This is a genomic window from Pseudomonas faucium (assembly GCF_021602585.1).
In the GTDB taxonomy this organism is placed as follows: domain Bacteria; phylum Pseudomonadota; class Gammaproteobacteria; order Pseudomonadales; family Pseudomonadaceae; genus Aquipseudomonas; species Aquipseudomonas faucium.
On the sequence record NZ_BQIP01000004.1, the window covers coordinates 143,160 to 169,516 of the forward strand.

20 protein-coding genes, 1 other RNA gene and 1 pseudogene are annotated in these 26,357 nt (G+C 63.9%); 13 read left to right on the forward strand and 9 right to left on the reverse strand.

The window, feature by feature from the left end:
• Positions 1-9 precede the first annotated feature (9 nt).
• Positions 10-777: a substrate-binding periplasmic protein gene (locus tag L6D75_RS06970; RefSeq protein ID WP_176517119.1), complete on the forward strand. Its 768-nt coding sequence runs from the start codon at positions 10-12 to the stop codon at positions 775-777.
• Positions 778-818: 41 nt separating this feature from the next.
• On the opposite strand, the gene L6D75_RS06975 is transcribed toward L6D75_RS06970, so the two are convergent.
• Entirely contained in the window at positions 819-1,307 is a 489-nt protein-coding gene (locus L6D75_RS06975; RefSeq protein ID WP_176517121.1) for a DUF2938 domain-containing protein, read from the reverse strand.
• An 82-nt stretch (positions 1,308-1,389) separates the two neighbouring features.
• On the opposite strand from L6D75_RS06975, the gene L6D75_RS06980 reads away from it, so the two are divergent.
• Positions 1,390-1,863, forward strand: coding sequence for a helix-turn-helix domain-containing protein (locus tag L6D75_RS06980; protein WP_236193460.1), 474 nt, complete (start codon positions 1,390-1,392; stop codon positions 1,861-1,863).
• 26 nt (positions 1,864-1,889) lie between these two features.
• On the opposite strand, the gene ffs is transcribed toward L6D75_RS06980, so the two are convergent.
• The 5 genes from ffs to L6D75_RS07005 form a co-directional block, all read right to left on the reverse strand.
• Positions 1,890-1,986: signal recognition particle sRNA small type (gene ffs / locus L6D75_RS06985), an RNA gene on the reverse strand.
• A gap of 263 nt (positions 1,987-2,249) precedes the next feature.
• The gene (gene ligA / locus L6D75_RS06990; RefSeq protein WP_176517123.1) at positions 2,250-4,580 is read right to left on the reverse strand and encodes an NAD-dependent DNA ligase LigA; all 2,331 of its coding nucleotides are present in this window, start codon (positions 4,578-4,580) and stop codon (positions 2,250-2,252) included.
• A gap of 99 nt (positions 4,581-4,679) precedes the next feature.
• Complete coding sequence (gene zipA / locus L6D75_RS06995) at positions 4,680-5,582, reverse strand: cell division protein ZipA (protein ID WP_176517125.1); 903 nt, start codon at positions 5,580-5,582, stop codon at positions 4,680-4,682.
• 205 nt (positions 5,583-5,787) lie between these two features.
• Complete coding sequence (gene smc / locus L6D75_RS07000; protein ID WP_176517127.1) at positions 5,788-9,276, reverse strand: chromosome segregation protein SMC; 3,489 nt, start codon at positions 9,274-9,276, stop codon at positions 5,788-5,790.
• Between the two features lie 3 nt (positions 9,277-9,279).
• On the reverse strand, positions 9,280-9,939 hold the full coding sequence (locus L6D75_RS07005; RefSeq protein WP_176517129.1) for a GntR family transcriptional regulator: 660 nt from the start codon (positions 9,937-9,939) through the stop codon (positions 9,280-9,282).
• Between the two features lie 266 nt (positions 9,940-10,205).
• On the opposite strand from L6D75_RS07005, the gene xdhA reads away from it, so the two are divergent.
• From xdhA to guaD, 4 genes are all read left to right on the forward strand, one after another.
• Entirely contained in the window at positions 10,206-11,660 is a 1,455-nt protein-coding gene (gene xdhA / locus L6D75_RS07010) for a xanthine dehydrogenase small subunit (RefSeq protein ID WP_176517130.1), read from the forward strand.
• Positions 11,653-14,052: a xanthine dehydrogenase molybdopterin binding subunit gene (gene xdhB / locus L6D75_RS07015; RefSeq protein ID WP_176517131.1), complete on the forward strand. Its 2,400-nt coding sequence runs from the start codon at positions 11,653-11,655 to the stop codon at positions 14,050-14,052. Before xdhA ends, xdhB begins: the two co-directional genes overlap by 8 nt.
• A 161-nt stretch (positions 14,053-14,213) precedes the next feature.
• Positions 14,214-15,059: a xanthine dehydrogenase accessory protein XdhC gene (gene xdhC, locus L6D75_RS07020; RefSeq protein WP_176517132.1), complete on the forward strand. Its 846-nt coding sequence runs from the start codon at positions 14,214-14,216 to the stop codon at positions 15,057-15,059.
• Positions 15,060-15,069: 10 nt separating this feature from the next.
• The gene (gene guaD, locus L6D75_RS07025) at positions 15,070-16,374 is read left to right on the forward strand and encodes a guanine deaminase (protein ID WP_176517133.1); all 1,305 of its coding nucleotides are present in this window, start codon (positions 15,070-15,072) and stop codon (positions 16,372-16,374) included.
• On the opposite strand, the gene aqpZ is transcribed toward guaD, so the two are convergent.
• On the reverse strand, positions 16,371-17,069 hold the full coding sequence (gene aqpZ / locus L6D75_RS07030; protein ID WP_176517134.1) for an aquaporin Z: 699 nt from the start codon (positions 17,067-17,069) through the stop codon (positions 16,371-16,373). The two genes, guaD and aqpZ, sit on opposite strands and share 4 nt — an antisense overlap.
• Before the next feature lie 217 nt (positions 17,070-17,286).
• Positions 17,287-18,042 carry a GntR family transcriptional regulator gene (locus tag L6D75_RS07035; protein ID WP_176517136.1) on the reverse strand — a complete coding sequence of 252 codons (756 nt, stop codon included), beginning with the start codon at positions 18,040-18,042 and terminating at the stop codon, positions 17,287-17,289.
• Positions 18,043-18,326: 284 nt separating this feature from the next.
• Between L6D75_RS07035 and L6D75_RS07040 the strand changes: the two genes are divergently transcribed.
• Both L6D75_RS07040 and L6D75_RS27600 read left to right on the forward strand, forming a co-directional pair.
• Positions 18,327-19,676, forward strand: coding sequence for an NCS2 family permease (locus L6D75_RS07040; RefSeq protein ID WP_176517138.1), 1,350 nt, complete (start codon positions 18,327-18,329; stop codon positions 19,674-19,676).
• Positions 19,677-19,866: 190 nt separating this feature from the next.
• Positions 19,867-20,097, forward strand: a pseudogene (locus L6D75_RS27600) (RHS repeat-associated core domain-containing protein); the annotation flags it as partial.
• A gap of 546 nt (positions 20,098-20,643) precedes the next feature.
• Here L6D75_RS27600 and uraH read toward each other — a convergent pair.
• A complete protein-coding gene (uraH, locus tag L6D75_RS07050) occupies positions 20,644-20,997 on the reverse strand; it encodes a hydroxyisourate hydrolase (protein ID WP_054884130.1) in 354 nt (117 codons plus the stop codon).
• A 375-nt stretch (positions 20,998-21,372) separates the two neighbouring features.
• Between uraH and puuE the strand changes: the two genes are divergently transcribed.
• The 5 genes from puuE to L6D75_RS07075 all read left to right on the forward strand — a co-directional run bounded on the left by puuE (position 21,373) and on the right by L6D75_RS07075 (position 26,265).
• Entirely contained in the window at positions 21,373-22,299 is a 927-nt protein-coding gene (gene puuE / locus L6D75_RS07055) for an allantoinase PuuE (RefSeq protein ID WP_176517141.1), read from the forward strand.
• A complete protein-coding gene (gene uraD / locus L6D75_RS07060) occupies positions 22,299-22,814 on the forward strand; it encodes a 2-oxo-4-hydroxy-4-carboxy-5-ureidoimidazoline decarboxylase (protein WP_176517142.1) in 516 nt (171 codons plus the stop codon). The genes puuE and uraD overlap by 1 nt, the downstream gene beginning before the upstream one ends.
• Positions 22,815-22,862: 48 nt before the next feature.
• On the forward strand, positions 22,863-23,366 hold the full coding sequence (locus tag L6D75_RS07065; RefSeq protein WP_016393761.1) for an ureidoglycolate lyase: 504 nt from the start codon (positions 22,863-22,865) through the stop codon (positions 23,364-23,366).
• 43 nt (positions 23,367-23,409) lie between these two features.
• Positions 23,410-24,738 carry a urate hydroxylase PuuD gene (locus L6D75_RS07070; RefSeq protein ID WP_176517143.1) on the forward strand — a complete coding sequence of 443 codons (1,329 nt, stop codon included), beginning with the start codon at positions 23,410-23,412 and terminating at the stop codon, positions 24,736-24,738.
• A gap of 171 nt (positions 24,739-24,909) precedes the next feature.
• On the forward strand, positions 24,910-26,265 hold the full coding sequence (locus L6D75_RS07075) for a nucleobase:cation symporter-2 family protein (protein WP_176517144.1): 1,356 nt from the start codon (positions 24,910-24,912) through the stop codon (positions 26,263-26,265).
• The last annotated feature ends 92 nt before the right edge of the window (positions 26,266-26,357 follow it).

A 26,357-nucleotide genomic window follows, 5' to 3' on the forward strand; every position in this document is an offset into this window, starting at 1 on the left:
GGATGTGCAGTGCGAAGACTGCTGGCCCTGCTGCTGCTCTGGTCGACCCACGGCCTGGCAGACCCGACCGTACTGCGGTTTTCCGTGGCCGAGAGCTGGAGCATGCCGCTGGTGCGCCTGGAAAACGGCCAGCCGGTGGAAGGCTTGATGTTCGATCTGATACAGGCCCTGGCCCGCGAAGCCGGCGCCCTGCCCGAGTACCACGTGCTGGCCCGCCTGCGCCTGCAACAGGCGATGGAGGATGGCGATATCGACGTGCGTTGCTATGTCAGCACCCAGTGGTTCAATGACCGGCCGGGCAATTTCGTCTGGAGCGTGCCGTTGTTCGAGCAGCGCGATGTGCTGGTGGGGCGCGCCAGCGACAGCGGCCCTACCCGCCCGGAGCAACTGCCGGAGCAGGCCATTGGCACCGTGCTGGGTTATGCCTATGCCACGCTGGAGCCGTTGTTCGCGCAGGGGCGGTTGCGCCGCGAGGACAGCCGCAGCCAGGAGCTGGCGCTGCAAAAGTTGCAGATCGGGCGTTATCGGCATGCAGTGAGCAATGAACTGTCGCTGCAATGGTTCAATAAGCAGCTGCCTCCCGAGCAGCGCCTGCAGGTGCTGGCGGTGCTGGAGGAGCAGGCGCTGGGCTGCATGGTGCGCAACGACCCGGCGATACCGACCCAGGGTGTCTTGCGGGCGCTGGTGCGGATGAAGGAATCCGGGGAGATCGAGCGGATTACCCGGCGCTATGGGGTTACGGGGCATACAGAGGGGGTTTCGGCGGCCCGCCCCTGAACAGGTGGGCTGCGCGGCTAGCTTGAGCTCGCATTCACGTATTAGGGCCAGGCGATCATCGCCGCGCTCAGAAACAACCCCACCCCGAACACCATATGCGTCACCAGACTCTTCAAACAGTTACGCGCAGGCGCAGGCGTTCTAGATGCAAAGAACCCTGCCCCCATCACCGGCTGCATGAAACATAGCGGCGCCACCACCGTGCCCATACCGACACCAAGCGCAGCCCCCAACGTGGGCGCCTGCAACCAGCTTTCCCCTGCCATCGCGATCAACAGCATGGCGAACAGCACACCGATGGCGTAATGAATCACCCAACCCCACGCCAGCTCGTGGCGCACCGGTTCGGCCTTGGCAATCGCCTGGTGCCACATGCGCCCCTCGAGCGCGTGCCCTGCCCAACGCCCGACCATGGCGAAGTTCAACGTGGCCACACCCAGCCGCCTCAGCAGCAGGCCCCACAAGTCCATGACCACCGTGGCACCCATGCCGATGGGCAACGCAGCAAGAAACATCGCGGAAAACGTCATTGAACAAGCCCTCGAAGATTGACGGTCATCACCCTGCCGCGCAGCATAGAAGTTGAAGTCAACTTCAAGTCAAGGGCCGGAAATGGACATTGCCGATGTCGCCAAACGCACAGGTGTACCTGCATCGACGCTGCGTTATTACGAGAAGATAGGCTTGCTCAAATCACTCGCCGGGCAGGGGCAACGCCGGCAGTTTGCTGCTGACGTGGCAGACCGGCTCGCGCTGATTGCCTTGGGTCAGGCTGCGGGGTTTTCTCTGGATGAAGTGGGCGCGATGCTGGTCAATCTGCAGGTGGACCGGCAGATGCTGATAGCCAAGGCGGATGAACTGGATGCGCGCATCAGGCAGTTGCAGGCGATGAGCAAGGGGCTGCGACATGCGGCGCAGTGCCCTGAAGAGGATCATCTGGCCTGCCCGAAATTCCAGCGGCTGATGAAGCTATCAGCGGCGGGGCATGGAAAAAAACGGGATTACCACAGCCTGAAGGGCGAGATGCCCAGGAACAACTCAGGCAGATGCCGAGAGGATGGCGACCCCAGAGGCAACAGCACTTGATTTTCCCAGGCCAGAAATGGAGGCGACCCCACCAGCCACACCCCGGCACTCGATGTTCCCGCTATGGCTGCTCCCTTCCGGGCCTGACCAGGTTAACGGGTAATCAATGCGGGGGGACCGATGGGGCCACCACTACGCGCCTCGCTGAGCAGCGAGTGGCGCCATTGTACTGGTCTTGGGAGCAGATACAACCTCTGGGGGAGAAAAAGTCATCATTTCTCAATGACTTGTCCTTTAGAGAGGAACATCGGCCTTTGTAGGAGCGGCCTTGTGTCGCGAAAGGGCTGCGCAAGCGGCCCCAGAATGTTGCAACGTTTCGAGATTGCCGAGGCTGCTTGCGCAGCCTTTTCGCGACACAAGGCCGCTCCTACAGCGAACGCGTTGCGTCAGACCGCGATGCCCTGCTCACCCAGGAACACGACGAACGCATCCTCATCCAGCACCTTCACCCCCAGCTCACTGGCCTTGGCCAGCTTGGAACCTGCACCCGGGCCTGCCACCACGCAGTGGGTCTTGCCGGACACCGACCCGGACACCTTGGCCCCCAGGCTTTCCAGCTTCTCCTTGGCAATGTCGCGGCTCATGCGCTCAAGGGTGCCGGTCAGCACCCAGGTCTGCCCGGCCAGGGGCAAGCCTTCGGCCACTTTCTTCTCGCAGCTCCAGTGCATGCCAAACGCCAGCAACTGGGCCTCGATGTCGCGGGCAAGCTGCTGGTTCGCCTCATCCTTGAAGAACTCGCGCACCGCATCGGCCTGCTTCGCCGCCAGGGCCTGGCGCAAGTCGATGCCATCGGCCTCGATGATCTTGTCCAGGCTGCCCAGCTTGGCCACCAGCTTTTCTGCCCCGGTAGGCCCCACCGAGGCGATGTCGAGCTTGGCGATCAGCCCGGCCAGGGTGGTGCTGGCGGCGAACTCGGCGGCCAGCTCACCTTCGTCCTGCAACTGCATGCCACAGGCCAGCAGCTGCTCGATCACCTTGCGGTTGTGCTCGTCTTCAAAGAAGTTGTGGATCTCATGGGCCACTTCCAGGCCGATATCCGGCAGGTAGGTCAGCACCTGGGGCAGCGCCTGCTGCACCCGCGCAAGGCTGCCCAGCGAGCGCGCCAGCACCTTGGCGGTCTCTTCACCCACGTCGGGGATGCCCAGGGCGTAGATGAAACGCGCCAGGGTCGGGCGCTTGCTGGCTTCGATGGCATCCAGCAACTTCTTGCTGGACACCTCGGCAAAGCCTTCCAGGCCGACGACCTGGTCGAACTCGAGCTTGTACAGGTCGGCCGGCGAGCCGATCAGGCCTTCATCGACCAGCTGCTCGACGCTCTTCTCGCCGAGCCCGTCGATGTCCATGGCGCGGCGCGACACGTAGTGGATGATCGCCTGCTTGAGCTGAGCCCCACAGGCCAGGCGCCCGACGCAGCGGTACACCGCGCCTTCGCTGGTGGTTTCCTTGCCCTTGCTGCGCTTGATCAACTGGGTGCGCTCGACCTGCGAGCCGCACACCGGGCACTCGCTCGGCACTTGCACCGGGCGGGCATCCTCGGGGCGGCGCTCCAGCACCACCTGCATGACCTGCGGAATCACGTCGCCGGCACGGCGGATGATCACCGTGTCGCCGATGCGAAGGCCCAGGCGGGCGATTTCGTCCATGTTGTGCAGGGTGGCGTTGGACACGGTCACGCCGGCCACCTTGACCGGCTTCAAGCGCGCCACGGGCGTCACCGCCCCGGTACGGCCGACCTGGAACTCCACGTCCAGCACTTCGGTGAGCTCTTCCATGGCCGGGAACTTGTGGGCGATGGCCCAACGCGGCTCGCGGGCGCGGAAACCCAGCTCGCGCTGGGCGGCCAGGCTGTTGACCTTGAACACCACGCCGTCGATTTCGTAGGGCAGGCTGTTGCGCCGCTCGCCGATGTCGCGGTAGTAGGCCAGGCACTCCTCGATACCCGCGGCGTGCCTGAGCTCGCGGCTGATCGGCAGCCCCCACTGCTTGAGCTGCTCGAGAATGCCGATATGGCTCTCGCCGATGCTGGCCGACACCTGCCCCACGCCGTAGCAGCAGAATTCCAGTGGCCGGCTGGCGGTAATCTTCGAATCGAGCTGGCGCAGGCTGCCGGCCGCGGCGTTGCGCGGGTTGGCGAAGGTCTTGCCTCCGGCTTCGGCCTGGGCGGCGTTGAGGCGGTCGAAACCGGCCTTGCTCATGAACACTTCGCCGCGCACCTCGAGTACCGCCGGCCAGCCTTCGCCCTGCAGCTTGAGGGGGATATTGCGCACAGTGCGCACGTTGGCGCTGATGTCTTCACCGGTGGTGCCGTCGCCGCGGGTGGCGCCCTGCACCAGCTGGCCATCGCGATACAGCAGGCTGACCGCCAGGCCATCGAGCTTGGGTTCACAGCTGAAGTCGACCGCGCCAGGCTGGTCCAGGCCATCCACCACGCGGCGGCCGAATTCACGCAGGTCGGCTTCTTCGAAGGCGTTGCCCAGGCTGAGCATGGGCACTTCATGGCGTACCTGGCTGAACGCCGCCAGGGCGGCACCGCCGACGCGCTGGGTGGGCGAGTCCGGGGTCACCAGGTGCGGGTGCTCGGCCTCCAGCGCCTTGAGTTCATTGAACAGGCGGTCGTATTCAGCGTCGGGCACGCTCGGCTCGTCAAGCACGTAGTAGCGATAGTTGTGCTGGTCGAGTTCGGCGCGCAGGGCGTGGATTCGGGATTCGGCGTTCATTCTTCTGGCTCTCTTGCAAAGCAAAAGAGCAGCCCTTGGCTGCTCTTGCGCCTGTAACGGGGCGAGCGGACCGAGGCAAGGCCCGCTCGCTTAACAGCATCAGCGCTTCTGGGTCAGCGCACGGCGCTCGAACTCGACGATGCGCTGGCGGTAGTGCTCGATGGTCTGGGCGGTCAGCACGCTGCGCTGGTCATCCTTCAGCTCGCCATTGAGCTCGTGGGCCAGCTTGCGGGCTGCGGCCACCATCACGTCGAAGGCTTGCTTGGGATGACGCGGGCCCGGCAGGCCAAGGAAGAAGCTCACCGCACGGGTACTGAAGTGGTCGATGTCGTCCAGGTCGAAAATGCCGGGCTTGACCGCGTTGGCCATGGAGAACAGCACTTCGCCGTGACCGGCCATGCTTTCGTGGCGGTGGAAGATATCCATTTCGCCGAAGCGCAGGCCGCTTTCGAGAATGTTCTGCAGCAGTGCCGGGCCCTTGAAGCCACCTTCATCGCGCGAGATCACGCTGATCACCAGCACTTCTTCCACCGGCGGCAGGTCTTTGGCGGCGGCATTGCCGGTGGCCGTGAAGCTGCTGGTGCGGTTGTCCTCGGCAGCGAAATCTTCGTCGGCGTCGGCGAACAGGTCCGGCTCACGGGGCTCGGCGGCCAGGTTCAGGTCACCCTGGGCCTGCACTGCCGCGGCCTCGGCGGCGCGCTTGGCGCGCTTGCTGGCCTTGGCCGGCTTGGGCTCACGCTCACGTTCGCGCTCCCGCGCCGGGGCACTGAGCGAAGGCAGGTCGCTCTCGTCCAGTTCGGGCTCTTTGTGGGCATCCAGCACCCGCGACGGGCCGAGCACTTCAGCGCTGCCCTCCTCGTCCGGCAGGTTGGAGTAACTGCGATCCAGACGGAATTTCAACTTGCCTTTTCCGCCGCGCATGCGGCGCCAGCCGTCGAAAAGAATACCGGCGATGACAATGATGCCGATGACGATCAGCCACTCGCGCAGACCGATTTCCATGTAATCCCGTGCCTCTATAAAAATATGCTTGAAAACAAAGGGTTCAAAGCCCTTTAACACGTGGCGCCAACTCTATGTTCTGACAGGCGTTTTACCCACGCAAAAAACGAGTGACATTAAGCTAGCACGACCAAAGACAACTTTACACCGTCTGTCGCACATGACGGGGGGCATTTACCTACAGAATGCGACCCATCTTCGCTAATCAGGCGTCTACCATGGCCAGCGCCTCCTCCACATCAACTGCAACAAGACGTGAGCAACCCGGTTCGTGCATGGTCACGCCCATCAACTGGTCCGCCATCTCCATGGCAATCTTGTTATGGGTGATGTAGATGAACTGCACGCTTTCACTCATTTCCTTGACCAGCCGGGCGTAACGCCCGACGTTGGCATCGTCCAGCGGCGCATCGACCTCGTCGAGCATGCAGAACGGTGCGGGGTTCAACTTGAAGATGGCAAACACCAGCGCCAATGCGGTCAGTGCCTTCTCGCCGCCGGACAGCAAATGGATGGTGCTGTTCTTCTTGCCCGGCGGGCGCGCCATGATCGTCACCCCTGTATCGAGTAGATCTTCGCCCGTCAGTTCCAGATAAGCGCTGCCACCACCGAAAACTTTTGGGAAAAGTGCCTGTAATCCGGCATTTATCTGATCAAAGGTATCCTTGAAGCGGTTGCGGGTTTCCTTGTCGATCTTGCGAATCACGTTCTCCAGCGTGTCCAGCGCCTCGACCAGGTCGGCGTCCTGGGCGTCCAGGTAGCGCTTGCGCTCGGACTGCTGCTCGTACTCTTCGATGGCCGCCAGGTTGATCGCGCCCAGGCGCTGGATGCGCGCCTCGATCTGCTCCAGCTCCTGCTCGGTGCCCTGCTCGCTGGCATCGGCCTCGACGGTGGCGAGCACGCCCTGCAAATCGTAGCCGTCGGCGAGCAATTGTTCCTGCAAGGTCTTGCGGCGCACATCCAGGCCCTGGCATTCAAGGCGCAGCTGTTCCAGCTGGCCGCGCAGCAACAGGGCTTGTTGCTCGGCCTGGGTGCGGCGCTTCTCGGCGTCGCGCAGGGCGCGGTCGGCCTCGTCCATGTGCAGGCGGGCCTGGCGCATCTCCTCGTCGACGCTCATGCGCCGCTCAAGTAGCTCTTCGAGCTTCAGGCGCAGCTCTTCCTGCGGTGCCTCGCCCTCTTCCAGGTTCAGGTTCAGCTGCTGCTGGCGCTCGCCCAGGCGCGCGGCCTGCTGCTCCAGGCGCTCCAGGGCCTGGCGCGTGGAATCATGCTGGGCACGCAACGAGCCCAGGCGCACGGCCAGCTGGTGGCCGTGGTCCTTGTGCTGGCGCGCCTGCTGGCGGATGCGGTCGAGGCCTTCGCGCAAGGTATCGCGGCGGGCCATCAACTGCTCGCGCTGCTCGGTGTCCTGGGCCATCAGCTCGAGGGCTTCCTGCAGCAGCAGGCGCGACTCGCCCAGCTGCTCCTGCTCCAGCGCGCGCTGTTCCTGCAGTTCGCTCAATTCTTCCTGCAGGCGGCGGCGGCGCAATTCGACCTGTTCGGCGCGGGCGCGGCCGGCGCTGAGGTTGGCATTCAGTTCGCCATGCAGGCGGTTTTCTTCCTGGGTGCGGCGGCGCAGCGCTTCACGCTGCTCCTCAAGGCCAAGCTGCTGCTCGCGCAGCACTTGCAGTTGCTCTTCAAGCTGCTCCAGCGCAGCCTCCTGCTCCAGCTGCTCCTGGCCCAGGCGCTCGATTTCCTGGCCACGGGCCAGCACCCCACCTTGGGCTTCGCCGCCCCGGCTGACGCGCAAAAAATGCCGGCCAACCCAATAGCCATCGCGGCTGACTAGGCTCTGCCCTTCACCCAGCGAGGCGCGCTGGGCCAAGGCCTGGGCCAGGTCTTCGACCGGCCGGACCTGGCCCAGCCAAGGCGCCAAGTCAGTGCGCCCTTCGACCTTGTCGAGCAGGCTGCCGGGCTGGCAAGGCGCTGCGTCGGCCGCCAGCAGCAGGCGCAATTCGCCTTGCTCCAGGGCGCTGAAATCCAGGCTGGCGAACTCATCGACCAGCACCGCCTGCAAGTCGGCGCCCAGTACGGTTTCCACCGCCAGCTCCCAGCCCGGCGCCACGCGCAGCCCTTCAGCCAGGCGTGGCCGCTGCTCCAGGCCTTGGCCGCGCAGCCAGTCGCCAGCGCCTGCACCCGGCTCCAGGGCGGCCTGCTGCAGGGCTTCCAGGGAGGCCAGGCGGCCACCCAGGCGCTGCAGCTCGCCCTGCTGTTGCTGCTGGGCCTGGGTGGCCTGCTGCAGCGCCTCGCGCACGCCCTCCAGCTGCTCGACCACCTGCCCTTCCGAAAGCTGCAGCGCTTCGAGCGACATTTCACTGCTGGCAAGCTGTTCGGCAAGCTCGAGCATCGCCGCATCCTGCGGGTCGGCGCCCAGCTGGTCGCGCTCCTCGGCCATCTTGCGCTGGCGCTCGGCCTGGCGTTCCAGGCTGGCTTCCAGCTGCTGCAGGCGTGCCTGCTGCACCTCGGCCTGGCGCCGCGGCTCGGCGGAGCGGGTGTTGAAGCTGTCCCATTGCTCCTGCCAGCCGTGCATGCCCAGCTCGGCCTCTTCGAGGGCGGCGGCGGCCTCCTCGGCGGCGGCCAGGGTCAGTTCCTGCTCCGGCTCGAGCATTGCCAGCTCTTCTCCGAGGGTGGCCAGCAGGGTGCGGTCATGGCCCAGGTGCGACTCGGTTTCCTGGCGCGTGCGCTCGGCTTCCTTGAGGTCGTCCTGCAGCTGGCGCAGGCGTTGCTGGCCATGCTGGATGCTCTGCTCGACCCGGGCGATATCGCCGGCCACCGAGTAGAAGCGGCCCTGTACCTGGTTGAAGCGCTCGGACAACTCATGGTGGCCGTCGCGCAGGTGCTCGATGCTGGCGTCGGCGTTGCGCTGCTCGGCCACCAGCGCCTCGAAGGCCACCCCCTGGTCACCGATCACCGCCTCGCGCTGGCGCACCCGCTCGTCCAGGTCGCGCCAGCGCAGGGCCGCCAGGCGCGCCTTGAGCTGGCGTTCCTGGGCCTTGTATTCGCGGTACTTCTCCGCCGCCTGGGCCTGGCGGTGCAGGCGTTCGAGCTGGCGCTCCAGCTCTTCGCGCAGGTCGGTCAGGCGCGCCAGGTTCTCCTGGGTGCGGCGGATGCGGCTCTCGGTCTCGCGGCGGCGCTCCTTGTACTTGGAGATGCCGGCGGCTTCCTCGATGAAGTTGCGCAGCTCCTCGGGCTTGGCCTCGATCAGCTTGGAGATCATGCCCTGCTCGATGATCGAGTAGCTGCGCGGGCCCAGCCCGGTGCCGAGGAAGATATCGGTGATATCACGGCGCCGGCACTTGGTGCCGTTGAGGTAGTAGGTGTTCTGCCCGTCGCGGGTGACCTTGCGACGGATGGAGATCTCGGCGTAGGCCGCGTACTCGCCCAGCAGCGTGGTTTCGCTGTTGTCGAAAATCAGCTCGATGCTGGCCTGGCTGACCGGCTTGCGGCTGGTGGAGCCGTTGAAGATGACGTCGGTCATCGACTCGCCGCGCAGGTTCTTCGCCGAACTTTCGCCCATCACCCAGCGCACCGCATCGATGATGTTGGACTTGCCACAGCCGTTGGGGCCGACCACGGCCGCCATGTTGCTGGGGAAGTTGACCGTGGTGGGGTCGACGAACGACTTGAACCCGGCCAGGCGAATGCACTTCAGGCGCATCGATCAGCCTCGGGCCAGCGCCGCCAGCACCAGCTCGCAACTGCGCTGGCAATAGGCGGTGAGTACCTCGCGGATGCGCGGCAGGTCGCGGGCGACCACGGCGTCGAGCAGGCGGGCGAACAGGTCCAGGTAGTCGAGCATGCTGGCCTGGCGCTGGTCCAGGGCCAGGTAGTAGGCGCGGCTCATGGCCGGCTGCAGGTTTTCCACGGTTTCCTGCAGGTAGGGGTTGTCGGCGAACGGGTAGGCGGCGCGCATCACCGCGAAGCTTTCGCCCACGAATGCCTTGATGTCCTGCTGCTCACGCGCCTGCTGCAGGCGCTGCTGGATCTCCAGGAACGGGCGCAGGTCGGCATCGCTGCGCCATTTTTGTGCAACGGCGTTGCCCAGCAGGATGTAGAACTCCCCCATCAGCGCGCACAGGCTGCGCACGCTGCGCTCGTCGAGCCGGGTCACATGGGCACCACGACGCGCCAGGATCGCCACCAGATGGCGACGTTCGAGGATCAACAGCGCTTCGCGCACCGAGCCACGGCTGACATTCAGAGCCTGGGTGACCTTCTGCTCCTGGATACGCTCACCCGGCGCAAGTTCGCCGCGGATGATGCGTTCGGCCAGGTAATCGGCAATCTGCTCGGAGAGGCTGTCCGGCGCCTTGAACGTCATGGTTTTCCTTCAAAATCATTGAACTGACACAAGTGGCGGATTGTAGCGCACTTGCCCAGCGCTCGCGCAGAGGGGCACGGCGCTTTATTTGGGCCGCCGGGCAGTCACCGGGCCGGCGCGATCTATGCTTTGAATATGGGCAGTTTGACCGGTCGGGCGCCGACATGTGGATTTTCCTGACTTGAAAGTCAGAAAAATATTGACCACTTCGTCAGGTCTGCTTATTGTCCGCTCAACAACAATAAAACCATTGCGAGGCCTTCCCCGTGATCCAGTTTCTCGTCAACCAGGAGCTGCGTAGTGAGCACGCCCTGGATCCGAACATGACGGTGCTGCAGTACCTGCGCGAGCACCTGGGCAAACCCGGCACCAAGGAGGGCTGCGCCAGTGGCGACTGCGGCGCCTGCACCGTGGTGGTCGGCGAACTCACCCAGAACGAACAAGGCGAAGACAGCCTGCGCTACCGCAGCCTCAACTCGTGCCTGACGTTCGTCTCCTCCCTGCACGGCAAGCAACTGATCAGCGTCGAAGGGCTCAAGCACCAGGGCCAGCTGCACAGCGTGCAACAGGCCATGGCCGACTGCCATGGCTCGCAATGCGGCTTCTGCACCCCAGGTTTCGTGATGTCGCTGTTCGCCCTGCAGAAAAACAGCCAGGGCCACGACCTGCACCAGGCCCAGGAAGCACTGGCCGGCAACCTCTGCCGCTGCACCGGCTACCGGCCGATCCTCGACGCCGCCGAGCAAAGCTGCCGCCTGCCCTGCCGCGACCAGTTCGATGCCCAGCAGGCACAGACCATCAGCCGCCTCAAGGCCATCACCCCGACCCAGACCGGCGAGCTCAACAGCGGCGACAAGCGCTGCCTGGTGCCGCTGACCGTGGCCGACCTTGCCGACCTGTACAGCTCGCACCCTGAAGCCCGGCTGCTGGCCGGCGGTACCGACCTGGCGCTGGAAGTGACCCAGTTCCACAAGACCCTGCCGGTAATGATCTACGTCGGCCACGTCGCCGAGCTCAAGCGCATCGACAAGACCGCCAGCCACCTGGAAATCGGCGCCGCCACCCCGCTCACCGACTGCTACGGCGCGCTCAACGAGGAATACCCGGACTTCGGCGACCTGCTGCACCGCTTCGCCTCGCTGCAGATCCGCAACCAGGGCACCCTGGGCGGCAACATCGGCAATGCCTCGCCGATCGGCGACTCGCCACCTTTGCTGATTGCCCTGGATGCGCAGATCGTCCTGCGCCAAGGCGACCGCCAGCGCAGCATGGCGCTGGAAGACTACTTCATCGACTACCGCATCACCGCCCGCCAGGACAGCGAGTTCATCGAGAAGATCATCGTGCCGCGCGCCAGCAACGACTGGGCCTTCCGCGCCTACAAGGTCTCCAAGCGCCTGGACGACGACATCTCGGCAGTGTGCGCAGCCTTCAACCTGAGCATCGAACAGGGTGTGGTCAGTGGCGTGCGCATTGCCTTCGGCGGCATGGCCGCGATCCCCAAGCGTGCCCGCGCCTGCGAGGCCGCCCTGCGCGGCAAGCCGTGGAACCAGGCCAGCATCGAGCGCGCCTGCCAGGCCCTGGCCGAAGACTTCACCCCGCTCAGCGATTTTCGCGCCAGCAAGGAGTACCGCCTGCTGACCGCGCAGAACCTGCTGCGCAAGTACTTCATCGAACTGCAAACGCCGCACATCGAAACCCGGGTGACCGACTATGTCTAACCATCACGCCGTCAAGAGCCAGGCCGAGATGGCCGAACTGTTCAGCCAGGACCTGACCACCGGGGTCGGGCGCAGCGTCAAGCACGACAGCGCCGACAAGCACGTGGCCGGCGAAGCGGTGTACATCGACGACCGCCTGGAATTCCCCAACCAGCTGCACGTCTATGCGCGCACCGCCGACCGCGCCCATGCGCGCATCCTGCGCATCGACACCACGCCGTGCTATGCCTTCGAAGGCGTGCGCATCGCCATCACCCACGAAGACATCCCCGGCCTCAAGGACATCGGCCCGGTGGTCGCCGGCGACCCATTGCTGGCCATCGACAAGGTCGAGTTCTTCGGCCAGCCGGTGCTCGCCGTGGCCGCCCGTGACCTGGAAACCGCCCGCCGCGCCGCCATGGCGGCGATCGTCGAGTACGAAGACCTGGAGCCGGTGCTGGATGTGGTCGAGGCGTTTCGCAAGAAGCACTTCGTGCTCGACAGCCACACCCACCAGCGCGGCGACTCGGCCACCGCACTGGCCGGCGCCCCGCACCGCCTGCAGGGCACCCTGCACATCGGCGGCCAGGAGCACTTCTACCTGGAGACGCAGATCTCCTCGGTGATGCCCACCGAAGACGGCGGCATGATCGTGTTCTGCTCCACGCAAAACCCCACCGAAGTGCAGAAGCTGGTCGCCGAAGTGCTCGATGTGCCGATGAACAAGGTGGTGCTGGACATGCGCCGCATGGGCGGTGGCTTCGGCGGCAAGGAAACCCAGGCCGCAAGCCCGGCCTGCCTGTGCGCGGTGATCGCGCGCCTGACCGGCCAGCCGACCAAGATGCGCCTGCCGCGGGTCGAAGACATGATGATGACCGGCAAGCGCCACCCGTTCTACGTCGAATACGACGTGGGCTTCGATGACAATGGCCGGCTGCACGGCATCAACTTCGACCTGGCCGGCAACTGCGGCTACTCGCCGGACTTGTCCGGCTCGATCGTCGACCGCGCCATGTTCCACTCCGACAACGCCTACTACCTGGGCGATGCCACCGTGCATGGCCACCGCTGCAAGACCAACACCGCCTCCAACACCGCCTACCGCGGCTTTGGCGGCCCGCAGGGGATGGTCGCCATCGAGCAGGTGATGGACCACATCGCCCGCCACCTGGGCCGCGACCCGCTGGCGGTGCGCAAGGCCAACTACTACGGCAAGACCGAGCGCAACGTCACCCACTACTACCAGACCGTCGAGCACAACATGCTCGAAGAGATGACCGCGGAGCTCGAGGCCAGCAGCGACTACGCCGAGCGCCGCGAGTCGATCCGCCGCTTCAACGCCAACAGCCCGGTGCTCAAGAAAGGCCTGGCGCTGACCCCGGTCAAGTTCGGCATCTCGTTCACCGCCACGTTCCTCAACCAGGCCGGTGCACTGATCCACATCTATACCGACGGCAGCATCCACCTGAACCACGGCGGCACCGAAATGGGCCAGGGCCTGAACACCAAGGTGGCGCAGGTGGTGGCGCAGATCTTCCAGGTCGATTTCAGCCGCATCCAGATCACCGCCACCAACACCGACAAGGTGCCCAACACCTCGCCGACCGCCGCCTCCAGCGGCGCCGACCTGAACGGCAAGGCGGCGCAGAATGCCGCCGAGATCCTCAAGAAGCGCCTCACCGAGTTCGCCGCGCGGCACTACCAGGTGACCGAGGAAGACGTGGAGTTTCGCAACGGCCATGTGCGCGTGCGCGACCAGATCGTCAGCTTCGAGCAGCTGGTGCAGCAGGCCTACTTCGCCCAGGTGTCGCTGTCCACTACCGGCTTCTACCGCACGCCGAAGATCTTCTACGACCGCAGCCAGGCGCGCGGCCGGCCGTTCTACTACTTCGCCTTCGGCGCTGCCTGCGTCGAGGTGGTGGTCGACACCCTGACCGGCGAATACAAGATGCTGCGCGCCGACATCCTGCACGATGTGGGTGATTCGCTGAACCCGGCCATCGACATCGGCCAGGTCGAAGGCGGCTTCATCCAGGGCATGGGCTGGCTGACCACCGAGGAGCTGGTGTGGAACGCCAAGGGCAAGCTGATGACCAACGGCCCGGCCAGCTACAAGATCCCGGCCGTGGCCGACATGCCGCTGGATTTGCGCGTGAAGCTGGTGGAAAACCGCAAGAACCCGGAAGACACGGTGTTCCACTCCAAGGCCGTGGGCGAGCCGCCGTTCATGCTCGGCATCGCTGCCTGGTGTGCGATCAAGGATGCCGTGGCCAGCATGGCCGACTACAAGGTGCAGCCGGATATCGACGCGCCGGCGACGCCGGAGCGGGTGCTGTGGGGTTGCGAGCAGATGCGCCAGGCGGCAGCTCAGCAGCAAAGCGCCGAACAAGAACTGGAAACCGTGACTCACTGACAGCGAGGTTTCCTGTAGGAGCGGCCTTGTGTCGCGAAAGGGTCGCGAAGCGGCCCCAAGATCTCGGCTACTGCATAGATTGTTGGGGCTGCTGCGCAGCCCTTTCGCGACGCAAGGCCGCTCCTACCAGGGACCGTATCGATCTCAAGAGAGGTTGAATCATGCACCAATGGATCAACGCCCTCGCCGACCACCAGTCCCGCGGCGAAGCCTGCGTGCTGGTGACCATCATCGAGGAGCGCGGCTCGACCCCACGCAACGCCGGCTCGAAGATGGTCGTCAGCGCCACCGGGCTGTACGACACCATCGGCGGCGGCCACCTTGAATACAAGGCGCTGCACATCGCCCGGCAGATGCTCGAGGAGCACCGCAGCACCCCGCACCTTGAGCGCTTCAGCCTCGGCGCCAGCCTCGGCCAGTGCTGCGGCGGCGCCACCGTGCTGCTGTTCGAGCCGATGGCCGCGGTGCAGGCGGAGATCGCCGTATTCGGCGCGGGCCATGTCGGCCGCGCTCTGGTACCCTTGCTCGCCGCGCTGCCCTGCCGGGTGCGCTGGATCGATTCGCGCGAACAGGAATTCCCCGAACTCATCCCCAACGGGGTGACCCAGGTGGTCAGCGAGGAGCCGGTCGACGAAGTGGCCGAGCTGCCCGCCGGGTGCTACTGCATCGTCATGACCCACAACCACCAGCTCGACCTGGAGCTGACCGCCGCCATCCTCAAGCGCAATGATTTCACCTGGTTCGGCCTGATCGGCTCGAAGACCAAACGGGTCAAGTTCGAGCACCGCCTGCGCGAGCGCGGCTTCGATGACGCGCTGATGGCGCGCATGCGCTGCCCGATGGGCCTGGCCGAGGTCAAGGGCAAGCTGCCGATCGAGATCGCCGTGTCCATCGCCGCCGAAATCATTGCCACCTACAACGCCTGCTTCGGCCAGCACGACGCTGGTGTGAATGCCGGCCCCATTGCCCAACTGCTGCCGCCTTCCCGGCGCAGCCAAGCCCTTTGACGAGTGTGTTATGACCCTGACCCGCAAAGCCTACCGTGCCGCCATCCTGCACAGCATCGCCGACCCGGCCGAGGTGGGCCTGGACGCCTCCCATGAATACTTCGAAGACGGCCTGCTGGTGATCGACGATGGCCGCATCAGCGCCCTCGGCCACGCCTGCGAGCTGCTGCCGACGCTGGATGCCGACATCGAAGTGGTGCATTACCAGGACGCCTTGATCACCCCAGGCTTCATCGACACCCACATCCACTTCCCGCAGACCGGCATGATCGGCTCCTACGGCGAACAGTTGCTGGACTGGCTCAACACCTACACCTTCCCGTGCGAAAAGCAGTTCGCCGACAAGGCCCATGCCGACAAGGTAGCGAAGATCTTCCTCAAGGAGCTGCTGCGCAACGGCACCACCACCGCCCTGGTGTTCGGCAGCGTGCACCCCGAGTCGGTCAATGCCCTGTTCGAAGAGGCCGAGCGCCTGGACCTGCGCCTGATCGCCGGCAAGGTGATGATGGACCGCAACGCCCCGGACTACCTCACCGACACCGCTGAAACCAGCTACACCCAGAGCAAGGCGCTGATCGAACGCTGGCACGGCAAGGGCCGCCTGCACTACGCGGTAACCCCGCGCTTCGCCCCCACCAGCACCCCGGAGCAGCTGTCGGTTGCCGGCCAGTTGCTCAAGGAACACCCAGGCGTGTACCTGCACACCCACCTGTCCGAGAACCTCAAGGAAATCGACTGGGTCAAGTCGCTGTTCCCCGAGCAGAAAGGCTACCTGGACGTCTACGACCACTTCGAGCTGCTCGGCGAGCGCTCGGTGTTCGCCCATGGCGTGCACCTGTGCGACGAAGAGTGCCAGCGCCTGTCCGAAACCGGCTCGGCCATCGCCTTCTGCCCGACCTCCAACCTGTTCCTGGGCAGCGGCCTGTTCAACCTGCCGCAAGCGGAGAAGTTCAAGGTCAACGTGGGCCTGGGTACCGATGTCGGTGCCGGCACCAGCTTCTCGCTGCTCAACACCCTGAACGAGGCGTACAAGGTGATGCAGCTGCAGGACGTGCGCCTGCACCCCTACAAGTCGCTGTACCTGGCCACCCTCGGCGGCGCCCGGGCGCTGCGCCTGGACGACCGCATCGGCAGCCTGCGCCCTGGCAACGACGCCGACTTCGTGGTGCTCGACTACAAGGCCACGCCGCTGTTGGACTACCGCATTCAGCAGTCCGCCAGCATCGAGGAAACCCTGTTCGTGCTCACCACCCTGGGCGACGACCGCACGGTGCGTGAAACCTACGCCGCCGGCCGTTGCGTGCACCAGCGCTAAGGGGCTTTTGCCAGGCCGCGATACAGCGCGCCGCCGATCGCAGCCCCGATCAGCGGCGCCAGCCAGAACAGCCACAGCTGCTGCAAGGCCCAGCCACCGACGAACAGTGCCGGCCCCGTGCTACGCGCGGGGTTGACCGAGGTATTGGTCACCGGGATCGAGATCAGGTGGATCAGCGTCAGGCCCAGGCCGATGGCGATGGGGGCGAAGCCGGCCGGTGCGCGTACATCGGTGGCCCCCATGATGATCACCAGGAACATCGCGGTCATCACCACTTCACTGACGAACCCCGCCGCCAGCGAATAGCCGCCAGGCGAATGGTCGGCATAGCCGTTGGAAGCCAAGCCCGAGGACAGCTCGAAGCCGGCCTTGCCGCTGGCGATGAAGTAGATCACCGCCGCCGCCAGAATGGCCCCGATCACCTGGGCGATGACGTAGGGCAGCAACTCCTTGGCCGGGAAACGCCCACCCACCACCAGCCCGAACGACACGGCAGGGTTGAGGTGGCAGCCGGAGATGTGGCCGATGGCGAAGGCCATGGTCAGGACCGTGAGACCGAAAGCGAAGGCGACACCGAGCACGCCGATGCCGAGGGGGGAACTGGCTGCGAGCACTGCGCTGCCGCAACCGCCCAGGACCAACCAGAAGGTACCGACCAGCTCGGCACCCATACGCACACCTAAAGACGTCGTCATGACCTTTCCTCTAAGTAGTTGAACGCAGGGACTGCGCAAGCCCAACTACCTGGAAAGGGGTTTGCAATAAGCAATTTATCAGGGATTTGGTGAAAAACCAGTCAACGCAAGGGGCCGCTTTGCTCCCCATCGCCGGCAAGCCGGCTCCCACATGCGCTAGATCTGTGGGAGCCGGCTTGCCGGCGATGGGGCGCAAAGCGGCCCCCGCTGCAAACGATCAACCCTTGACGGACGCCTTGGGCTTTTTCAGCAGGTGCGAGAACACCGCGTGCAAATCGTCCGAGGCGCTTTCCTCGTCGAGGTTCAGCTTGCTGTCGATATGATCCATGTGGTGCATCATCAGGCTCACGGCCTGTTCGGCATCGCGCGCCTCGATGGCATCGATCAGCTGCATGTGCTCGTCATAGGAGCAGTGCGAGCGGTTGCCGCTCTCGTACTGGGCGATGATCAGCGAGGTCTGCGAGACCAGGCTGCGCTGGAAGCTGACCAGCGGGGCATTGCCCGCCGCCTCGGCGAGCTTGAGGTGGAACTCGCCGGAAAGCCGAATGCCGGCGCCGCGGTCGCCGCGCGAGAAGCTGTCGCGCTCTTCACGCACCATGTGGCGCAATTCGTTGAGCTGCTCGAGGGTGGCATGCTGCACCGCCAGCTCGGTGATGGCGCGCTCGACCATGCGCCGCGAGAAGAACACCTGGCGCGCCTCCTCCACCGTTGGGCTGGCCACCACCGCACCGCGGTTGGGCCGCAGCAGCACCACGCTTTCATGGGCCAGGCGCGACAAGGCGCGGCGGATGATGGTGCGGCTGACGCCAAAGATCTCGCCCAGCGCTTCCTCGCTCAACTTGGTGCCCGGCGCCAGTCGCTGCTCGAGGATCGCCTCGAAGATATGCGCATAGACGATGTCGTCCTGGGTACCGCTGCGGCCAGGCTTGCCGGCACGTGCAGGTTTCTTCAGAGGTTGCAGCTGTTCGTTCATGGGCTCTCGAGGCACGAAGGAAAGTATGGCGCCATTGTACACAGGCTGAGCCGTTTCTGCAGGTGGGCTTTTACCTATATAGCCGTTGCACGGCGGTTTCTGCGCACAAAAGATAAAACATTATTTGCATTCTTTGTACACAAACGCATAATCCATCGGGCAACTTCTTGACCCGCGAGTCAACAAAGCGTGTCAGGCGTCTGCCTTCCCTCGCGGAGCCACCAAGTGCATTGCGCAGGTCACTGGCTCCAACAACAACAAGAAAGACTTGAGGAGTATTCGCTGTGGAAAGCCGCAAATCCGACGCACCTACGCTGGATCTCGCTCCACCACTCGAAACGAGCTGGCTGGAACGGATTTTCAAACTCAAGCAACACGGCAGTACCGTCCGCACCGAGTTGATCGCTGGGGTGACCACCTTCATCACCATGGCCTACATCATCTTCGTCAACCCCAACATCATGGCCGACGCCGGCATCGATCACGGTGCGGCATTTGTCGCCACCTGCATCGCCGCCGCGCTCGGCTGCCTGCTGATGGGCCTGTACGCCAACTGGCCGGTGGGCCTGGCACCGGGCATGGGGTTGAACGCCTTCTTTACCTACACCGTGGTCGGCACCATGGGCTACAACTGGGAAACCGCGCTGGGGGCGGTGTTCGTCTCGGGCGTGCTGTTCATGTTCCTGACCTTGTCGAAAGTGCGCGAATGGCTGCTCAACAGCATTCCAGTCAGCCTGCGCCATGCCATGGGGGCCGGCGTCGGATTGTTTCTCGGGCTGATCGGCCTGAAGACTGCGGGCATCATCGTCGACAGCCCGGCCACCCTGATCAAGCTGGGCTCGCTGCATGAGCCCGGCCCACTGCTGGCGGCGGTGTGCTTCCTGCTGATCGCCATCCTCAGCTACAAGCGCGTGTTCGGCGCCATCCTCATCAGCATCATCGGCGTGACCCTGGCCGGCTGGGGCCTGGGCCTGGTGAAATTCGGCGGAGTGATGTCGATGCCGCCGAGCCTGGCGCCGACCTGGATGGCCATGGATGTGGCGGGTGTGTTCAACGTCAGCATGATCAGCGTGGTGCTGGCGTTCCTGTTCGTGCACATGTTCGACACCGCCGGCACCCTGATGGGCGTGGCCCAGCGCGCCAACCTGGTGGCGCCGGACGGGCGCATCGAGAACCTGTCGCGGGCGCTGAAGGCCGACAGTGCTTCCAGCGTGTTCGGCGCCGTGGTCGGCGTGCCGCCGGTCACCAGTTATGTAGAGAGTGCCGCAGGGGTCGCGGCGGGTGGCCGCACTGGCCTGACCGCTGTCGTGGTCGGCATCCTGTTCATCGCCGCCATGTTCTTCGCCCCGCTGGCGGGGATGATCCCGGCTTACGCAACTGCCGGTGCGCTGATCTACGTGGCCATGCTGATGATGGGCAGCATGGCGCACATCCATTGGGATGAGGCCACCGACAGCATTCCGGCGATCGTCACGGTCATCATGATGCCGCTGACCTTCTCGGTGGCCGATGGTATTGCCCTGGGCTTCATCAGCTATGTGGCGTTGAAGGCAGGTACTGGCAAGTACAAAGAGATCTCGGCCAGCCTGTGGGTACTGTGCGCGATCTTCATTGCCAAGTTCGTGTTCCTCTGAATTTGACCGCACATACAAAGGGCGCTTCGGCGCCCTTTTTCATGTGGCACCTTTTGCAGAGGCTTGGCGAGGGGCGACTGATATTTTTGTCAGGTGCAAGGTATAGAGGGGGCTTGATACAAGTCATTCAGCACTCACAGGCGTTATCACCAAGAGGCTGACCATGCACAATCCGGCCCTCCCCACACGCGCTTATAGCCCTTATGGCCATAGCACGCTGCGCAAAAGCCAGCTGGGCTTCAATGGCGAGTTTCGAGAGGCATTTACCGGCCTTTACCTGTTAGGCAACGGGTATCGAGCGTACAGCCCAAGGCTCATGAGGTTCCACAGCCCCGATGCGTTGAGCCCTTTCGACAAAGGGGGAATGAACCCCTATGCGTATTGCCTGGGCGACCCAATAAACATGACCGACCCAGAAGGAAAGAGCCCCTTTTTCAAAGGTATCGTCAACACGTTCAGCAATATATTCACACCTGGCGATATTCCAGTTGAGCAGTTCTCTCCCACTCGTAAACGCCTGCACGAGAATGTCGACACGTCCTCACAATGGGGAAAAGTCACAGCGCTGATCAATGATGCCCTGGGGAGCCATGGGGATAACAGCATTCCGGACTGGAAGGCTGACAGCTATATCACCCGCTCTCAGGATGCGTCCGCCAGCCAGAGCCCACACAAGAAATTGAGCTTGAGCGAACCGTCTCTTTTCTTCGGATCCAGTTTCGAGTGGGGCAAAGTGGCAAAGGACGCCATTCAACACGGTAACAATGAACAGGCAGGGGCTGCATCGGTCGGGGTGGTCTTCAACTCCGCAGGCGGGCTGCTCGCAGGCTCTATAGTTCATTCCGACTACCGAACAGGCCGGATACTGCGCGCCCCAGCAGGCCAGCGAACGCGAATTCGACAATAAAAAAAGCCCGCCAGTGTGAGAGCGGGCCAAAGGACCTACGAAGATTCTTCTAGCGACCAACTAGCTTCCGCGATAGGTCGAATAGCTATACGGCGAGATCAGCAGCGGCACGTGGTAGTGCTCCTGCTTCTCGTCGATGCCAAAGCGCAGCACGACAACATCCAGAAACGCCGTGTCCGGCAGCTGTACGCCGCGGGCACGGTAATAAGCGCCAGCGCTAAATTGCAGCTGGTAGACACCAGTACGGTAGTCGTCACCCTGCAGCAGCGGGGCGTCGACACGGCCATCGCTGTTGGTCAGGGCAGTGTTCACCAGCTCCAGTTGCTGGCCTTCGACGCGATACAGCTCGACCTTGATCGAGCTGCCCGGGCAGCCGTGAGCGGCATCCAGTACGTGTGTGGTCAAACGTCCCATTGCTTGTCGCCTCTTGTTCAATCTGTGGGCAAAAAATACACAGCCATCGCCACGGCAAAGGGCCGACGATGGGCGGGAATGGCGTTATTAAGACATTTCAGCGGCAGATTGTACACAATTTTTTGAGCCCATCCGTCGCACCCCTCTGTTCACGGCTTTGCGTCGCAAATTCAAGCCCTGCGCACACCCATCTGTCATTAGCTGACCAATCAGGCAGGTTTCTTGCAACCGATTCTCAGGCGACAAAAGGGAAGAAATGCGGAAAAACAGGCTTACAAAAGATTTCAGAAGTTGTATACAATCAGCCCATCCGGTGGTGCGACATACCGACGCGGCCCGCCCACCCCGCACCAACACACAAGAAGGAAGACTGCAGTGAGCGCTGACTACCCTCGCGACCTGATCGGTTACGGCAACAACCCACCTCACCCGCAATGGCCGGGCAACGCGCGCATCGCGCTGTCGTTCGTGCTCAATTACGAAGAAGGCGGCGAGCGCAACATCCTGCACGGTGACAAAGAGTCCGAAGCCTTCCTCTCCGAGATGGTCGCCGCCCAGCCGCTGCAGGGCCAGCGCAACATGAGCATGGAGTCGCTGTACGAATACGGCAGCCGCGCCGGCGTCTGGCGCCTGCTCAAGCTGTTCAAGGACAGCGGCGTACCGCTGACCGTGTTCGCCGTGGCCATGGCCGCCCAGCGCCACCCCGACGTGATCCGCGCCATGGTCGAAGCCGGCCACGAGATCTGCAGCCACGGCTACCGCTGGATCGACTACCAGAACATGGACGAGGCCCAGGAGCGCGAGCACATGCTCGAGGCCATCCGCATCCTCACCGAACTGACCGGCGAGCGCCCGGTGGGCTGGTACACCGGCCGCACCGGCCCGAACACCCGCCGCCTGGTCATGGAAGAAGGCGGTTTCCTGTATGACAGCGACACCTACGACGACGACCTGCCCTACTGGGAGCCGAACAACCCGACCGGCAAGCCGCACCTGGTGATCCCCTACACCCTGGACACCAACGACATGCGCTTCACCCAGGTCCAGGGCTTCAACTGCGGCGAGCAGTTCTTCCAGTACCTCAAGGACGCCTTCGACGTGCTCTACGCCGAGGGTGCCGAGTCGCCAAAAATGCTTTCCATCGGCCTGCACTGCCGCCTGGTCGGCCGCCCGGCGCGCCTGGCCGCGCTCAAGCGCTTCGTCGACTACGCCAAGAGCCATGAGCAGGTCTGGTTCGCCCGTCGCGCGGATATCGCCCGCCACTGGCACACCACCCACCCGTACAAGAAAGAGAACGCCTGATGACCGCCTTCAAGACCCTCAAGCCATCCACCCTGGGCCGTGACGCCTTCGTCAAGGTGTTCGCCGACATCTACGAGCACTCGCCGTGGGTCGCCGAAAAAGCCTATGACCTGGGCCAGCTGGGTGAGCTGGACGAGATCGAGGCGCTGCACCAGCGCATGAGCGACATCCTGCTCAGCGCCAACCACGCCGACCAGCTGGCGCTGATCAACGCTCACCCGGACCTCGCCGGCAAGGCCGCGATCCAGGGCGAGCTGACCGAATCGAGCACCAACGAGCAGGCCGGCGCCGGTATCCACCAGTGCACTGCCGAGGAATTCGCCCGTTTCACCGAACTGAACGACGCCTACAAGGCCAAGTTCCAGTTCCCGTTCATCATGGCGGTCAAGGGCAGCAACCGGCACCAGATCCTCGCCGCCTTCGAAAAACGCATCCACAACGACGCCGATGCCGAATTCAAGGAAGCCCTGGCGCAGATCAACCTGATCGCCCTGTTCCGCCTGCTGCAGCTGTAAGCAACAGCCGAACCCAAACAGAAAACGAACAATAGAAGAGATAACCGCATGCGCACCCTGATGATCGAGCCCCTGACCAAAGAAGCCTTCGCCCCTTTCGGAGACGTGATCGAAACCGATGGCAGCGACCACTTCATGATCAACAACGGCTCGACCATGCGCTTTCACAAGCTCGCCACGGTCGAGACCGCCGAGCCTGAAGACAACGCCATCATCAGCATCTTCCGCGCCGACGCGCAGGACATGCCGCTGACCGTGCGCATGCTAGAGCGCCATCCGCTGGGCAGCCAGGCTTTCATCCCGCTGCTCGGCAACCCCTTTCTGATCGTGGTCGCGCCCGTTGGCGATGCACCTGTATCAGGCTTGGTCCGTGCCTTCCGCAGTAATGGCAGGCAGGGCGTCAATTACCATCGCGGCGTCTGGCACCACCCGGTGCTGACGATCGAAAAGCGGGATGATTTCCTGGTGGTTGATCGCAGTGGTTCTGGCAACAACTGCGATGAGCATTACTTCACCGAGGAACAGATGCTGATCCTCAATCCCCACCAATAAGAAAAGGTCAGTCATCAAACGGTGACTGGCAGAGGTACATACTGTGGAAGCACACCTTCACGAATGGCTGAACCTGAGCATTCGCTGGGTTCACATGATCACCGGTGTCGCCTGGATCGGTGCATCGTTCTACTTCGTCTGGCTGGAGAACCACCTGAATCGAAGCAACCCGCGCGATGGGTTGTCGGGTGATCTCTGGGCGATTCACGGCGGTGGTATCTACCACCTGGAGAAATACAAACTCGCACCCCCGAAAATGCCCGAGAACCTGCACTGGTTCAAATGGGAAGCCTACTTCACCTGGATGTCCGGTATTGCCCTGCTGTGCGTGGTGTTCTACTGGAACCCCAGCCTGTACCTGCTGGCACCCGGCAGCACCCTGAGCGGTGCCGAAGGCGTGGCCATCGGTATCGGTTCGCTGATCGCCGGCTGGTTCATCTACGACTTCCTGTGCGACTCGCCGCTGGGCAAGCACCCTGCCCTGCTCGGCGCCGTGCTGTTCGTGCTGATCATCGCTGCCTGCTTCGGCTTCAGCCTGGTGTTCAGCGGCCGTGGTGCCTACCTGCACACCGGCGCGATCATCGGCACCATCATGGTCGGTAACGTGTTCCGCATCATCATGCCGGCCCAGCGCCAGCTGGTGGCGGCGATCGAGAACAACCAGACCCCCGACCCGGTGCTGCCGGCCAAGGGCCTGCTGCGTTCGCGTCACAACAACTACTTCACCCTGCCGGTGCTGTTCATCATGATCAGCAACCACTTCCCGAGCACCTACGGTAGCCAGTACAACTGGCTGATCCTGGCCGGTATCGCAGTAGCCGCGGTTCTGATCCGCCACTACTTCAACACCCGCCACGACAGCAACAAGTACGCCTGGACCCTGCCTGTGGGCGCGCTGGCGATGATCTGCCTGGCCTACGTCACCGGCCCCAAGCCGATGGCTGTTGCGCCTGAGCAGGCGGCGGCGAAGATCGAGTACCAACCGCTGCCGGCAACTGCAGTGGGTGGCAAGACCGCTGCCGAGCAACGTGCCGAAGACGCCGCCAAGGCTTCCCAAGCGCCAGCCGCACCCGCACAAGCGCCGGCCGAAGCGACCGCGCAGGCTGCTGGTGGCGACTTCGACAAGATCCACAAAGTCATCCAGGAACGCTGCAGTGTGTGCCACTCGTCGAAACCGACCAGCCCACTGTTCAGCGCTGCCCCTGCCGGCGTGATGTTCGACACCCCGCAGCAGATCCAGGCCCAGGCCGCGCGCATTCAGGCGCAAGCGGTCGCCAGCCAGATCATGCCGCTGGGCAACATCACCCAGATGACCACCGAGGAGCGCAAGCTGGTCGGTGACTGGATCGCCAAAGGCGCGCAGGTCAACTGATACACCTGTCCCGCCGGGGCGTCCGCGCGCCCTGGCGGGAGCGGTCTTGCGCCGCGAATGGGCCGGCTTGCCGGCCCACGCTGCAAGCAACACGCAACAAGCAAGCATCGAGCGACCAGGCCTTGGCCTGGCGCTTGGATCCGAGAATAAAAACAAAACTCGAGGTGCTGCATGTCCGAGTCACGCAAGGCGTACATTCCAGTTGCGCCGCCGCGACAGCCCCTGCCCCTGTTCCAACTGATCCTGGTAGGCCTGCAACATGTTCTGTTGATGTACGGAGGCGCGATTGCCGTGCCTTTGATCATCGGCCAGGCTGCCGGATTGTCCCGTGAAGAAGTTGCCTTCCTGATCAACGCCGACCTTCTGGTCGCAGGCGTAGCCACCATCATCCAGTCGTTCGGTATCGGCCCGGTAGGGATCCGCATGCCGGTGATGATGGGCGCCAGTTTCGCTGCCGTCGGCAGCATGGTGGCCATGGCCGGCATGCCCGGCGTAGGCCTGCAGGGCATCTTCGGTGCAACCATCGCTGCCGGCTTCTTCGGCATGTTGATTGCGCCGTTCATGTCCAAGGTGGTGCGCTTCTTCCCACCGCTGGTCACCGGTACCGTGATTACCTCGATCGGCCTGTCGCTGTTCCCGGTCGCGGTCAACTGGGCCGGTGGTGGCCATGAGGCAGAAGCCTTCGGTTCGCCCATCTACCTGATGGTGGCCGGCCTGGTGCTGGCGGTGATCCTGCTGATCAACCGCTTCATGCGCGGTTTCTGGGTCAACGTTTCGGTCCTGGTGGGCATGGGCCTGGGTTACATCCTGGCCGGCTCCATCGGCATGGTCGACCTGTCTGGCCTGAACGAGGCGCCGTGGCTGCAAGTGGTGACCCCACTGCACTTCGGCATGCCGACCTTCAGCCTGGCACCGATCCTGTCGATGTGCCTGGTGGTGGTGATCATCTTCGTCGAGTCCACGGGCATGTTCCTGGCCCTGGGCAAGGTGACTGATCGTGAAGTCACGCCTGGCATGCTGCGTCGCGGCCTGCTGTGCGATGCCGGTGCGTCGTTCGTCGCCGGTTTTTTCAACACCTTCACCCACTCCTCCTTCGCCCAGAACATCGGCCTGGTGCAGATGACCGGGGTACGCTGCCGCTACGTCACCGTGGTCGCCGGCGCACTGCTGATCCTGCTCAGCCTGCTGCCCAAGGCGGCCTTCCTGATCGCCTCGATCCCGCCTGCGGTACTGGGCGGCGCGTCCATCGCCATGTTCGGCATGGTCACCGCCACCGGGATCAAGATCCTCCAGGAAGCGGACATCGGCGACCGTCGCAACCAGCTGCTGGTTGCAGTGAGCGTCGGCTTTGGCCTGATCCCCGTGGTCCGTCCGGAGTTCTTCGCGCAGATGCCCCAGTGGATGGAACCCATCACCCACAGCGGCATCGCCATGGCCACGGTCAGTGCCCTGGTGCTGAACGTGCTGTTCAACATCCTCGGCGGTGCCGACCGCGCCGCGCACAACGACGCCTGTCACCAGCATTGAGCCTAGCGGGGCGGCAGCTTTGCCGCCCCTGCTCATACCCGCAGTAACCGCTACACCGTCGGCCCGCCGGAATGGGCTGCTCGGGGCGCCTG